This window comes from Rhizobium sullae (assembly GCF_900169785.1).
Taxonomy (GTDB): domain Bacteria; phylum Pseudomonadota; class Alphaproteobacteria; order Rhizobiales; family Rhizobiaceae; genus Rhizobium; species Rhizobium sullae.
Map to the genome: position 1 here is coordinate 1 of NZ_FWER01000025.1, position 12,997 is coordinate 12,997.

Consider the following 12,997-nt stretch of genomic DNA (forward strand, 5'->3'; position numbering starts at 1 on the left):
TCATGATAATCCCCTTTCCTGAGGGCTGTCTGACGTCAGCAACCTTGCTTGGCTCCGGCGTCGTTTCGATGATTGGGATATAGCCGTTTCAATCGGTTTAAAAAAGTGACAATCCCTCACTGCACCTATGCACAAGACGCATAGGCATGTCGGTTTTCGCGGGAAATGATTGTTTGTAGGAACCAGGCTAGGCGATGAGGCTTGCTGAGGCCGAAGGCCTTTTCACCGGTGCCGGGAGGATATGAAGCCAGATGACCTCGTCTTTGCGAAGGCCGGTGGTTCGATATCAACGATTACGGTAAGCGACCGTAAAATTTGAAAATTGGGTTCGATGGCTGGGCTGGAGACCTGATATTTAGGGTTCCTTTTGGCGATGCTTGGTCCCAAGTTCATACCCGCCGACGTCTTCGCTCAGCGACGCCAATCGATCCAGTGCCGACGCGCGCTTGGCATCACGAGTTGTCTTCAAAGCCGCAACATCCGCTGCCCTCAAACGCCGGTGACTGCCAACCTTCTCCGCGGGGAGTTCACCAGTGTCAACCAAACGGACGAGGTACTGCCTGGACACGTTGAGAATATCCGCCGCAGCCTGCGTTGACAGCATCTCCTCGTCCGGTAGCACCGTCACCGGTCGTCCCTCGGCGAGGAGTTCGGCGGCCCGATACATGACCTCGGCCAAGGCAATAGGGAGTTCCTGGCGCTTCCCATCCGCATCAATAACCTGAACGATGCCTTGCCGTTTCTTCGAACTGGCCAGCAATAGCGATGCGACGCGCGCAGCAGCCGACCTCTCGGGTGCCGGAATGGCATTCGAAGTTTTGGTGGAAGTTTTGTCTGACGATGTGCGATGTGATACGGCCATGCCGGCAATATGGATCGTAAACGCTACAAGCGCAACCAATCAATTTCCTTCCGAGCGATCGGAAAATCCGCATGAGTCCCTATGATAGTCGCCGTTCTTGATGCCAATGTCCTGTTTCCCATGCTGCTCCGCGACACGCTGCTCCGCATAGCTGCAGCGGATTGCTTCCAGGTTCATTGGTCGTCTCGCATTCTCGACGAAATGACCGCAATCTTGTCAGTGATTACGGCATGGACCCAACCAGGGCAGAAGCTTTGCGGGCCGTCATTGAAGAGGCATTCCCCGAAGCAACCGCAGAAGGATGGGAAGAGATAGAGCCGGACATGCGAAACGATCCAAAGGATCGACATGTCGTCGCGGCTGCAGTTGCGGTCAAGGCGACCGTCATCGTGACGTCGAACATCCGCGATTTCGGCACCCTTCTCGATGGCATTGTTGCCCAGACTCCTGATGAATTCCTTTCGGAGATCTTCGCGAAGAATCCAATTGAGGTCCTTAAGGCGCTTACGATCCAAGCGGCTGTGTATCGGCGACCAGCGCTGACAACACGCGAGCTGACCGAAAGACTTTCACGTCGCCTGGTTTCGCCGAGAAGGCGCTCGAAGCTCTTGATGACCGCTGACCTTATATCAGTGCATTCCGACGAGAGGCGCCTCCCCTCGCCCGAGGACTGCTAGCGGCGAAGCGCCACATCAAGCTTCTGGCGATATTGGCTTCGCGCATCGCGCGAGCCGCTACGACGGATACGATTCCCACCGAAGGCTTTGATGCGGCAGTGACCTGACTGACCATCTGGACGATCTGCCCGACAAGAAACGCCGGGAGCTCGCCCGAGTTCTGCAGATCCACTTTTTCGAGGTCGAGCAGAGCTTCATACACCGACCCTACAGCTCAAGAAGGTGCTTGAGCGGTTTTGATGTCGCATGAGCCGACCACAAAGGAGCCGTGTCGGCGAATCTTGCCGCAGCGCGGCGGGGCGGGGCTCGCTATCCGGCCATGGCATCCCGGCAGGACGGCGATCAATGATGACGTCAAAGTATTCGATTCCGATGAGAGGCGCCCACGCCCCCTCGCTCGATGATCAGCCGAGGAATTTCGCGGCTGATCCCTTTTAATATCCCGTCATTTCCAAATAGCCATGCCCCCCTGTACTTCCACTGAAGGTAATTGGGCCTTCCCAATAAGGCGTGGTGGTCGCCATCCATGCCTGGTCGTTCAAAGGGCTGGTCGTGACGTCAAGGCCGCGCTCGGGGATCCGGACACGCCATGCAACAGGGACGTTCCGGTGGCCGACGCGTGCTGTGCGCACAGGGGATATCTCCAGTGATCCAGGCGGCAGAGGCGTGGGTTTGCCATCCGGCGCAATCCAGTTCGCCGATCTGTAGCCACCGCTGCCGTCGCGAAGCCGAAACGCCATGACCTTTTCACCGGAATCCAGATGGAGCGAAAACCACTCCCATCCGGTCTGGTCCTTGGCGAGAGGCTGTGAAGACCATTCCCGATCAAGCCATGCCTTGCCGCTGACCAGAACGGTCTTTCCGGCGACGTCGAGAGATCCTGAGACATCATAGAACGGTTGCGAATAATAGTAGCTCGCCTGTCCATTTGCCGATTTCACAGAATAACCCTGCTCGCCCTGCAGCACGAGAGGACCGTTGGCGGACAGCTGGAGCGTATAGCCAAAATCCTTTCCGGTTGCATGCAGGCTGACCTTGTCCAGCTGGTCGACGCCCGATTTCAGCAGGCCTTTCATTTCCCAATCGTCAATCCAGGCAAAAAAGGGTACGGCGACGACACCTGCTTGGCCGACCCCGCCGCGGGCGAATTTTTCGGCCACGAGATGCCGATCCTTCGTGGTGATCGCAGCATGGCCCATCCAGACTTGAGGATCGGACCAACCGCTCTCGGTCTTCGGCGCGAGCGCGGAGCGGAAAAGCGTCCATTGTACGCCGAACTGCGTCCCGTCCTCACCCTGAAGATTTGCAGTAATGTACCACCATTCGATCCGGAATTCGGGATGGGGGCCGTGATCTGCCGGAAAGCGGAGTTGCATGCCGGGGCGTGGAACAGCGAAGCCCTCGGCGGTCGAGCCCAGTCCGGCAAATCCTTGCGAAATAGCGGCGGCAGGAACGGAGATTGCCGTGGCTGCGGCAACAAAGGCAGCCAGAAGAGGTCTAGCGTTCATTGGCAAACACCCTCAGCAAATCCGACGGCCCGATCGTCGCCAGCCGTCGGAGCGGAATAAAGACAGACACGATCGCCGCAGCTAGCGCCACCGATCCCAGGACGAGCCAGTCCATCGGAAAAATCCGCATCGGCAGCCGCCACCCGAAAGCCTCGACATTGACGATCGACAGCAGCACCCAGGCAAGCGCAAGGCCGACAGGAACGGCGGCAACGAAGGTCGCGAGCCACAGCGCGAGCGTGCGCAGCACTTCGAGCAGGGCAAGATCGCGCCGCCTGATCCCCATCGCCCAGACGGGGGCAAGCTGAGGCAGTCGAATGCCTGATAAGGTGAGCAGGCTGGAAAACATCGCAAAACCTGCGACGCCGAGGGTGAAGAGATTGAGCACTCCGGTCACAGCAAACGTCTGGTCGAAGACTGCCTGCGATTGCCGCTTCAAGGAGGCCTGGTCGATGACGTTTTCGGACGGCAGACCGAATTCGGTCGTCAGGCGTTCCTTCAGCGACGGGGCGTCGATCGGAGGAACACGCACGCCATATCTCAGCTTTGGAACGTCAGGATAATGTGCCGTCAGGGCATCGATGCCGACGAAGACCTGTCCTTTTGGATTGCCGTAGTCGGAATAGACCCCGACGACGGGGAGTTTCCAATCACCGGGTAAGGCCAGACTATCTCCGATGTTAAGCCCGTTGCGACGCCAAAGCTGCTCGTTGACGAGCGCCCCCTGCCCCGCGGCGACCCGGTCCCAGACATCGATGGTTCCCGAAAGGAGCGGCCAGTTGTCCCGATAGGTCGGATCGCCTGCTGCCGCGCCGAAGATCTGCAGCCTGTCTCCGAGCACCTCACCCTCGACGCTCCAGATGGGAAGAACCGATGTGGAATGAGCCAGCAGCCATCCTCGCAGTCGCGCCGCTTCGTTCTCGTCTCGTGCCGCGACATAAAGCTCGGCCGCCAGCCGTTGGTCGAGCCAACCGATGAACGTCAGCCGGAAGCTTGAGACCATCGTGCCGACACCGACATTGGCGGCCAAAGCCAGCAACAGCGCCATCAGAGCCAGGCTGAGCCCAGGCAGCTGCTGCCGCGTATCGGCCCAGAACCACGTGACGAGCACGCGCGACGAGTTTCTTTGCATGACAGCAAGACACGCGGACAGCACTGCCGGCAGCATCAGGGCCGCTCCGAGTAACAGGCAAGCCAGAACCGCGAAGCCCGCCACCAGCCCATGTCCGACACTTGCCAAAGCGCCCGAGGTGATCAGCAGACCCAGTCCGCCTAAAAGCTGCAGTCGGATACCGATTGCCGTCGCACGCGCCCAGGCACGAGGTTGCGCTGCAGCCAGCAACGGCATGCGGTGGACCCGCCAGAGGCTTTGGGCCGACGAGACGATGGTCCCGGCAATCGCTATTCCAAGCCCTGTTGCCCACCATTCCGGTCGAACGGTCAGCGTGCCCGGGACACTCGCCGCCCCGTAGAGCCCCTGCAGGGTTGCCGCCACACCCGGCAGCAACAGGGAGGCCACGAAATACCCGATCACGACGCCGACGAGCCCGGAAAGGAAGGCCAGCGCCAGAAGCTCCGTCATCAGCAGGAAGTTCAGCGACGACATGGAAAGCCCGAGAGAGCGCAAGGTCCGAAAGGTCGCTCTGCGCTGCTCGAACGCCAGGCCGATCGTGGCATAGACAATGAACAGACCGACGGCAAAAGCGAGAAACCCGAACGCCGTCAGGTTGAGGTGGAAGCTGTCGGTCAGCTGGGCGACATCCGGTCGGTCGCCCGGCGGCTTTATTGCGATCTCGGGTGCGAGAATGTCGAGCGAAGGCAGGTTCGGCCGCTGTTCCGGCGCAACGACGAGACGGCTCAGCTCACCGCGTCTGTCGAGGATGTGCTCAGCTACGGCGATGTCGGTGAACGCGGCACCGTCCGGCAGGTCCGGCGATACCTTGAGCTGCATCTCGGTATGGCCCTTAAGGTTGAGGGCAGTCGCCTTGGAAACCACGAGGACACCCGGATCCGCCATGAAGGCTGACAGATCATTGGATCCTCCGGTTTCGAAGCCTCGCGCCTGCGCGGGCATCGTCAGCGGATCACCGCCGATAAGCCGCACACGGACATTCCCAAAGCGATGGTCGCCTTCGATAATGGGCGAGACATTCCAGCCTGCCCTTCTCAATTTGGCATATGTTGTTAGGGGAATGGAATTGCCCTTATTCGGCACGAGTTGAGTCAGCTCGTTCTGGTCAAGCACTGCGGCTGCCCGCGCATAACTCGCCCGCGCCTCTGCGTTTATCGCCTGGACACCCGACCAGAGCGCGGTGGCCAACGAAAGGCCGAGGATAAGGGTAACAAGCTGAAGAGGCCGGCGCCGCCAATGCGAAAGGAGAGCCGTTGCGGCGGTCCAGAGCATCAGGCGATCTTTCCGCCGCTGAGATGAACGTTACGGTTGAGCTTCTGCGCCAGCCTCGAAGAATGCGTCACCATCAAAAGCGCAGCACCTGCACTCTTCGTCAGCGACAGCATGATGGCGAGCACGGCATCCCCAGTCGCTTCGTCGAGATTGCCTGTCGGTTCGTCGGCGAGAACCAGGGGCGGGCGCGCGGCAAGCGTTCTGCCAATCGCCACCCTCTGCTGCTGGCCTCCGGAAAGCTGCTCGGGGTATCGGGCAAGAAGCGCCTGGATGCCAAGATTTTCCACGAGCTGCCGCTCCCAGGCAGGATTGTGCCGCCCGGCAAGCTTTGCATGAAAGGAAATGTTGGCCGCGACATCGAGCGACGGAATGAGGTTGAACTGCTGAAACACCAACCCGACCGCCGTACGTCGATACTCGGCCCTTCCCCGATCATCCAGCGCGGCAATATCTCGGCCGGCTGAAAGGACCTGCCCGCCATCGGGATAGTCAAGCCCGCCGACAAGGTGAAGCAGGGTGCTCTTTCCGCTTCCGGACTCTCCCGTCAGTGCGACGCTTTCGCCTGCGTTGAGATCGAAATCGATGCCTTTCAGGATCTCAAGAGGTCCTTCTGCGGTCACATAGGATTTGCTGACATTGCGGAGCGAGAGCTGCATCTGATTTCGGGACCGATGAAGATGTCAGAGTATGTAGGCATGACCTTCGGCTTTGTAACCATTCTTGCATGTCGATTTTGGGCAAGCTGGGTCGATTCCGTTGATTAACAAAAAGGCAATTTCGTCAATTCATGCGGCATGCTAATTAAGGCTGGGAACATTTGGCCGACTCGGCAGGCTTACATTAGGGAAGAAGCTGCTTATCGGGATCGATGGTGAGGGTTCGCTCAAGGTCTCCCTTCCCTTGTCAGTTCCACCCGTTTGGTCGAGCGGATGAAGAGTTGCACGCCGAGTTGCCGCTCCAGGCCTTCGCATGGTTACTGAGGGCCCGTTGGGCGGTGCGAAACGCAGTTCCTTGGCCACCGCGGCAAAGTACAGGTGACGTTTCGGCCACAGAGGATAATCATGACGGGACGACGTTCCAGAGAGACCAGCGCTTGCTGCATTTCGGCAGCGATCTTTTTTTGGTCTTACGCTCCGGTTTCAGCAGACTGCCGGTCGGCCCTCAATAGCCCAGAGTGGCCGAGCATCGCTAGATCCATTGCTACGTTGCAGTTGTGCGAACAGATTCCGATCGGCCCAAATCAAACTGTCCGATTTCAGGTGGAGTCGGTCGATTTCTGCCCCGTTTCGAGCGGTGTCTCGTCGGTCACAGCGAGGGCGTTGCTGACTTGCGAGGCAAATTCGGAGGCGCTTTTCCAGACGCCACCAATCGACAGTCTGGTTGTGGCCACTGTAACGCTTGATACGGTTGCATGCAGGATAAGGGATACAAACCTCGAAATCAGCGGTGAGATCGGCGTCCTCTTGTCTGGACTGGCAGAAACCCAGCAGATCGCCCGCGATTGGGCTCAATCACAGCTCTCACTCCTATGCCGCATGTACCGGTGAGCATCCATAAATACCTGCCAGCCTAGGGGATACTGAAGCAGCAATAGGCAGCAAACGTGACCAGGCTGATCGCTCATTACTATGCGCGGGTGGCGGCGAGTTGCGGATCACCTGAAATCGATACTTTTCTCAAAGACTCCGGTGCATGGTTCCTCTCACTGCCCGCATACAGCCCCTATCTCACTCCGATCGAAATGGCATTCTCAAAAATTAAAGCCCGCCTGAGGGCCGCAGCGGCCAGGACTTTCGACGCGCTCGCGACACACTCGGCTCAATCTCAAGCTCTTCGCACAGCCGTTCGGAAAGCACGACGCGCGGGACTGGTGTCAACTAAAGGCAATCTGCGTCTTCATCGCCTGGCTCCGGTCAGTCGCCAGTTCGAAAGCCGCCTCAGCGTCCGATAGAGGCAGCGTGTGGGTAATCAGCGGCTTCACATCGATCAGGCCCTTTTGCATCAACACGACGCCGGTCGCGAACTCCTCGTGAAAGCGGAAGGAACCGCGCAGGTCCAGTTCCTTGGCCGTGATCGCCATCATCGGAAGGTTCATGTCTCCACCAAGGCCAAGCTGTATGATCACGGCGCGTGGGCGAAGAGCAGCGATGCCGGCGACCAGCGCGGGCGCTGCACCAGAGCATTCGTATAGTATGTCGAATGAACCCTTATGGGCTGTATAGGGGGAAAGCGCATCCGGTTCGCTACGCATATTGATCGTCCGGTCCGCGCCGGCCTTGCGTGCCAGCGAGAGGGTGAAATCCGAAAGATCCGTTGCAACGATTTCGGCGGCCCCGGCACGCCGGGCGGCAATGATCGACAGAAGGCCGATTGGCCCGCAGCCGGTCACCAGAACCCGTTTACCCAATATTTCTCCCGCCCTGCGGGTCGCATGCAGAGTAACAGCCAGGGGTTCAGCCATCGCCGCCTCGCCTGCGGTAAGACCATCGGCCGGCACGCACTGAACGGCATCGGCGACAAGAACCTCGCGGAAAGCCCCCTGGACATGCGGGAAGGGCATGGCACTGCCGTAAAACCGCATATTGAGGCATTGGTTATGCAGCCCTTCCTGGCAATAAAGGCAGGATCGGCACGGTCGGGACGGTGAAACAGCTACGAGTTGGCCCGGTTTCAATCCGTCGACACCCGCCCCGAGCGCCTCCACATACGCGGAAACCTCGTGCCCCAGGATCATCGGCTCACGCAGCCTGACGGCACCGAAACCGCCGTGGTTATAATAGTGCAGATCGCTGCCGCAGATGCCGCCGGCCGCAAGGCGCAGGCGCACTTCTCCTGGTCCTGGCGCTTCGATCGGGCGCTCCTCGATGCGCAGGTCTTTGGGACCGTGAACGACGATGGCTTTCATCGGCGCGTCTCCTTAAAGAACCGGGGTCAGCAGGGGCTGCCCGGCAAAATGCGCCACGAGATTGTCACGCACGAGCTGTCCCATGGCCTTGCGTGTCTCGATGGTTCCAGACGCGTGATGCGGCTGCAGGAGCACGTTGTCCAGAGCGAGAAACCGTGGATTGAGCGCCGGTTCGCCTTCGAACACGTCAAGGGCGGCGGAGCCGAGCGCACCGCTTTCGAGTGCATCGAGCAGGGCCTCCTCATCGATATTGGAGGCGCGGGAGATATTGATCAACATTCCCTCCCCGCCGAGAGCGGCGATCACCTCGCGGCCCACAATGTGGCGGGTTGCGGCGGACGCGGCCAGCGTGACGAAGAGAAAGTCGGACCGGGTGGCAAGCGCGACGGGATCAGCAATAAACTCCCAATCGGCGGCGAAATCCTTTGGCGCCACATCCGAATAAGCGATCTGCATGTCGAAGCCTTGGAGGCGTTTGGCAACTTCATAGCCGATCCGGCCAAGACCGAGTACGCCGGCGCGCCGCCCCCAGACGCGGCGCTTCAGCGGGTAGAGGCCTTTTGCCATCCAACTTCCGTCCTTTACCCAGCTTTCCGCGCCGATCATGCCGCGCGACAGGCACAACATCATCGCCACGCCAAGATCCGCGACGTCGCTCGTCAGCACGTCCGGTGTGTTGGTGACGCCGATGCCGCGTTCCCGGCAGGCGGCCAGATCGACGGCGTCAAAACCGACCCCGTAAACCGAAATCAGCTCGAGCGCGGGGCAGGCCTCGATCATGGCCCGGCTGGCGCCGAGTTCGCCTCGCGTGGCGATCGCCTGGACTTGCGGACCGACGGCGGCAAGAAAGCCTGGCTTGTCGGCTGCCTCGAAATAGCGATGAACGGAAAACACAGCATTCAGAGGCGCTTCGTCCCATTCCGGATAGGGCCCGACCTGAAGGATCTGGGGTTTGCTCATTTCGGTGTCTCCGTCCCTTGACAATTAATGTTATCGATAACATAAAGACGGACATGAGGAATGTCGAGACAAAAAATAAGGGGGAACCATGGGGCAGGACTTGTTTGATTTGACGGGCCGCCGAGCTCTCGTCACGGGATCGTCGCAGGGGATCGGCCTTGCTCTTGCGCGCGGCCTTGCGAATGCCGGTGCCGAGATCGTGCTCAACGGCCGCGACACCGGAAAGCTTGCGGAAGCCGCGAAAGGCCTTGGTGACGGTACGCATCAATTGGCATTCGACGCGACGGATCATGAGGCAGTGCGCGCAGCAGTAGACAGCTTCGAAGCAAAAATCGGCGCGATCGACATCCTCGTGAACAATGCGGGAATGCAGCACCGCTCGCCGCTCGAGGATTTTCCGGCGGACGCGTTCGAGCAGCTTATGCGAACCAATGTCTCCACTGTTTTCAACGTCGGCCAGGCAGTCGCGCGACACATGATCAAACGCGGAGCCGGTAAGATCATCAATATCGCCAGCGTGCAGACGGCACTGGCTCGTCCCGGCATTGCGCCCTACACGGCGACCAAGGGCGCCGTCGGCAATCTGACCAAGGGAATGGCGACCGACTGGGCCAAATACGGGCTGCAATGCAATGCCATTGCGCCTGGCTATTTCGATACCCCATTGAACGCCGCCCTGGTCGCTGATTCCACCTTTTCCGCCTGGCTGGAAAAACGCACGCCGGCCGGCCGCTGGGGCAAGGTGGACGAATTGGTCGGCGCCTGCGTGTTCCTCGCCTCCAATGCATCCTCATTTGTGAATGGACATGTGCTTTATGTTGACGGTGGCATTACGGCCTCTCTCTGAGGTTCCGCAGCGAATGGTGCTGATGGGCGTTGCGGGATGCGGCAAGTCCTCGGTCGGCGCCGCGCTCGCCGACCGATTGGGGGCGGCATATTTGGATGGCGACGAGCTTCATCCGCCATCCAATATCGACAAGATGCGACGCGGCGTGGCCTTGGACGATGGGGACCGCTGGCCGTGGCTGACACTTGTGGGTCAGACACTGGCCAGAGCCGAAGGGCGACAAATCATTGGCTGTTCAGCGCTTAAGCGGGCCTACCGCGCTCATATTGCGCAAACCGCGGGAGAGGTGATTACCTTCGTTCATCTCGCCGGGTCGCCCGAGGTCATCAAGGCGCGAATGAATGCCCGAACAGGCCATTTCATGCCGGCCGACCTGCTGGCAAGCCAGTTCGCGACGCTGGAGCCACCGGACGCGGACGAGAATGCATTCAGTGTGGATATCGACCGGCCGCTCGGCGCGATCGTCGAGGCAGTCGTCACGCAATTAAAGGGAATGGAAACATGACGAACAAGGTTGCATTGATCGGCGCCGGCGCGATGGGCGGCGCCATCGGAACACGGCTCGTAGAAGCCGGGAACCACTTGACGGTCTTTGATCTGGACGCAGCCAAGATGCGCGAGCTGGTCGACAGAGGCGCTACGCCGGCGGCAAGTGCAGCGCAAGCAGCGGCCGGTTCGGACTATGTCATTCTCAGCCTCAACTCGGCAAAAATTGTGCGGCTCGCTGTCTTTGGCGAGGGCGGCGTTGCTGGCGGCGCCAGGCCCGGAACTCTCATCATAGACATGTCCTCGATCGACCCTGAGGCGACGAAGGCCCTGGCGTCCGACGCGGCGGAAAAGGGCCTGCGCTGGGTCGACAGTCCCTTGTCGGGAGGCGCACCCAAGGCGCTGATCGGACAGCTCACGCTTATGGCCGGCGGCAAGGCCGAGGATGTCGCCGATGCACATGAGGTGCTGCGGCACGTCGCCTCGAACTACACACATATGGGGCCGTCCGGCGCTGGCCAGACCACGAAACTGATCAACCAGGTTCTCTGTGGGCTCAATTTTCTGGCCGTGGCGGAAGCGACGCAATTGGCGCTCGACGCCGGCGTGGATGCAGCGAAGATCCCACAGGCGCTGAAGGGCGGCCGGGCCGACAGCGCAATTCTGCAGGAATACATGCCGCGCTTTGTCGCCAAAGATTACCGTCGCACCGGCCGGATCGACAACATGGTCAAGGATTTGAATGGGGCGCAGGATCTCGCCCGCCGCACTAATACCGCCATGCCGCTGACGGCGCTCTGCGCCGAAGTTCATCGCATGCTGACTGCCGCCGGTCTCGGCGGTGAGGACCAGGCCGCCCTGATGGAATTTTTCAAGGGACCCAACAAGGATATCGTACAATGATAACACGCTACGCCCTCTTCGAAGGAAAAGTGAAGAACGGTCAAACTGAGGCGTTTCGGGCCGCCGTTCTCAACGACATCCTGCCGAAATGGAAGGCCTTTCCCGGCGCGCTTGATGTCAGAGTGACATTCGCGGATGCCCGTGATGAAGGAGCTCCGGAAATCCCCATGATCCTTGCGATCAACTATCCCGATCTCGCAACCGTCGAAGCCGCGCTTGCAAGTCCAGCCCGTTCGGCGGCCAAGGCAGCAACGGAAGAGGTGTTGGCGCGCTATTTCGACGGCCGAATCCATCATCACGTCACTCAGGCAAACGAGTTCCCGCTTTGAGGCAAGCATCACAGAAATCACAACCTGCTTGCAATTAGGCGCAAACATGGTTGTAGTGGTCTGGTAACGATAACATGGATGCAAATGCCCAATATTCGTAAGCCACCAACCATGGCGGATGTCGCCCGTATGGCAGGCGTGTCGCCGATGACGGTGTCGCGCGCTTTCAAGCGCGACACCTCCGTCAGCCAGGAGACGCGCGAGGCTGTGCTGCGCGCAACCGAGGAACTTGGTTACGTCTTCGACAGTACGGCTTCCAATCTGCGATCGCAGCGCACCGACTTCGTGGCAGTCACGATCCCATCGATCAACAATGCCAATTTCGCCGATACGGTTCGGGCACTGTCGGACGGTTTGTCGGATAAGGGTTTGCAGGTCCTCCTCGGCTACACGAACTACGACGTTCGTGAAGAGGAGCGGCTGATCGAGCAGCTCTTGCGGCGCAAACCGGAAGCAATCGTGGTGACGGGCGGCAAACATACGCCCCGAGCCCGCAAACTGCTGTCGAATGCTGGCATCCCTGTCATTGAAACCTGGGATCTTCCGGAAGAACCGATTGGACACGTGGTTGGCTTTTCCAATGCCCTGGCTGTACGCAAGATGATCGATCATTTTGTCACTGTTGGCTATCGGAAGATCTCCTTCATCGGTGGCGATGCTGACCGCGACACGCGCGGCAGCGATCGGCGGGGCGGCTTCATCACTGCGATGGAGGATCACGGGCTGGACGCGACGCGGCTGATTGCCGCCGGGCCGCCACCGATTTCAATGCGCGAGGGCGCGAACGCGATGGGCCGGTTGCTGGAGCATTTTCCAGATACCGAAGCGGTGATCTGCGTCTCTGATCTTTCCGCCTTCGGCGCGCTTACCGAATGTCAAAGGCGCGGCATTGCGGTGCCGGACCAGATCGCCATCGGCGGCTTCGGCGACTATGAGATCGGCGCAATTTGCGTCCCTAGTCTGACAACGATCAACGCCTTCGCAGCTGAAATCGGAGCGAAAACGGCGCGGCTCATTCTCGACGTCTTGGACGGGACGCTTTCGGACAGCGCGGGACTGATAACGATCCGGCCGGACTTGATCCTGCGCCAAACAAGCCGCTGATGGATCTGCGGG

12 protein-coding genes and 1 pseudogene are annotated in these 12,997 nt (G+C 59.8%); 6 read left to right on the forward strand and 7 right to left on the reverse strand.

Annotated features, from left to right (window positions below; all coding sequences use genetic code 11):
• Window positions 1–355: 355 nt before the first annotated feature.
• A complete protein-coding gene (locus BN1800_RS21560) occupies window positions 356–901 on the reverse strand; it encodes a helix-turn-helix domain-containing protein (protein ID WP_244564594.1) in 546 nt (181 codons plus the stop codon).
• A 284-nt stretch (window positions 902–1,185) separates the two neighbouring features.
• Between BN1800_RS21560 and BN1800_RS42600 the strand changes: the two genes are divergently transcribed.
• The gene (locus BN1800_RS42600; protein WP_244564595.1) at window positions 1,186–1,539 is read left to right on the forward strand and encodes a VapC50 family PIN domain-containing toxin; all 354 of its coding nucleotides are present in this window, start codon (window positions 1,186–1,188) and stop codon (window positions 1,537–1,539) included.
• Between the two features lie 434 nt (window positions 1,540–1,973).
• Here BN1800_RS42600 and BN1800_RS21575 read toward each other — a convergent pair whose 3' ends face one another.
• From BN1800_RS21575 to BN1800_RS21605, 6 genes and pseudogenes are all read right to left on the reverse strand, one after another.
• Complete coding sequence (locus BN1800_RS21575) at window positions 1,974–3,047, reverse strand: lipocalin-like domain-containing protein (RefSeq protein ID WP_087000953.1); 1,074 nt, start codon at window positions 3,045–3,047, stop codon at window positions 1,974–1,976.
• On the reverse strand, window positions 3,037–5,451 hold the full coding sequence (locus tag BN1800_RS21580; protein ID WP_087000955.1) for an ABC transporter permease: 2,415 nt from the start codon (window positions 5,449–5,451) through the stop codon (window positions 3,037–3,039). Before BN1800_RS21580 ends, BN1800_RS21575 begins: the two co-directional genes overlap by 11 nt.
• Window positions 5,451–6,107 carry an ABC transporter ATP-binding protein gene (locus BN1800_RS21585; RefSeq protein WP_087000957.1) on the reverse strand — a complete coding sequence of 219 codons (657 nt, stop codon included), beginning with the start codon at window positions 6,105–6,107 and terminating at the stop codon, window positions 5,451–5,453. The genes BN1800_RS21580 and BN1800_RS21585 overlap by 1 nt, the downstream gene beginning before the upstream one ends.
• A 236-nt stretch (window positions 6,108–6,343) precedes the next feature.
• Window positions 6,344–6,501: pseudogene (locus tag BN1800_RS40465) on the reverse strand (LysR family transcriptional regulator); the annotation flags it as partial.
• Window positions 6,502–7,324: 823 nt separating this feature from the next.
• The gene (locus BN1800_RS21600; protein WP_087000963.1) at window positions 7,325–8,356 is read right to left on the reverse strand and encodes an L-idonate 5-dehydrogenase; all 1,032 of its coding nucleotides are present in this window, start codon (window positions 8,354–8,356) and stop codon (window positions 7,325–7,327) included.
• A 12-nt stretch (window positions 8,357–8,368) separates the two neighbouring features.
• Entirely contained in the window at window positions 8,369–9,316 is a 948-nt protein-coding gene (locus BN1800_RS21605) for a 2-hydroxyacid dehydrogenase (RefSeq protein ID WP_179213846.1), read from the reverse strand.
• 88 nt (window positions 9,317–9,404) lie between these two features.
• Between BN1800_RS21605 and BN1800_RS21610 the strand changes: the two genes are divergently transcribed.
• From BN1800_RS21610 to BN1800_RS21630, 5 genes are all read left to right on the forward strand, one after another.
• Window positions 9,405–10,163 (forward strand): SDR family oxidoreductase, encoded by a 759-nt coding sequence (locus tag BN1800_RS21610; protein WP_087000967.1) that lies wholly within the window; start codon window positions 9,405–9,407, stop codon window positions 10,161–10,163.
• Between the two features lie 13 nt (window positions 10,164–10,176).
• Window positions 10,177–10,668: a gluconokinase gene (locus BN1800_RS21615; RefSeq protein WP_087000969.1), complete on the forward strand. Its 492-nt coding sequence runs from the start codon at window positions 10,177–10,179 to the stop codon at window positions 10,666–10,668.
• Window positions 10,665–11,552: an NAD(P)-dependent oxidoreductase gene (locus BN1800_RS21620; RefSeq protein WP_027513085.1), complete on the forward strand. Its 888-nt coding sequence runs from the start codon at window positions 10,665–10,667 to the stop codon at window positions 11,550–11,552. The genes BN1800_RS21615 and BN1800_RS21620 overlap by 4 nt, the downstream gene beginning before the upstream one ends.
• Window positions 11,549–11,881 (forward strand): hypothetical protein, encoded by a 333-nt coding sequence (locus BN1800_RS21625; RefSeq protein ID WP_027513084.1) that lies wholly within the window; start codon window positions 11,549–11,551, stop codon window positions 11,879–11,881. Before BN1800_RS21620 ends, BN1800_RS21625 begins: the two co-directional genes overlap by 4 nt.
• 84 nt (window positions 11,882–11,965) lie before the next feature.
• Complete coding sequence (locus BN1800_RS21630; protein WP_179213847.1) at window positions 11,966–12,985, forward strand: LacI family DNA-binding transcriptional regulator; 1,020 nt, start codon at window positions 11,966–11,968, stop codon at window positions 12,983–12,985.
• Window positions 12,986–12,997 lie beyond the last annotated feature (12 nt).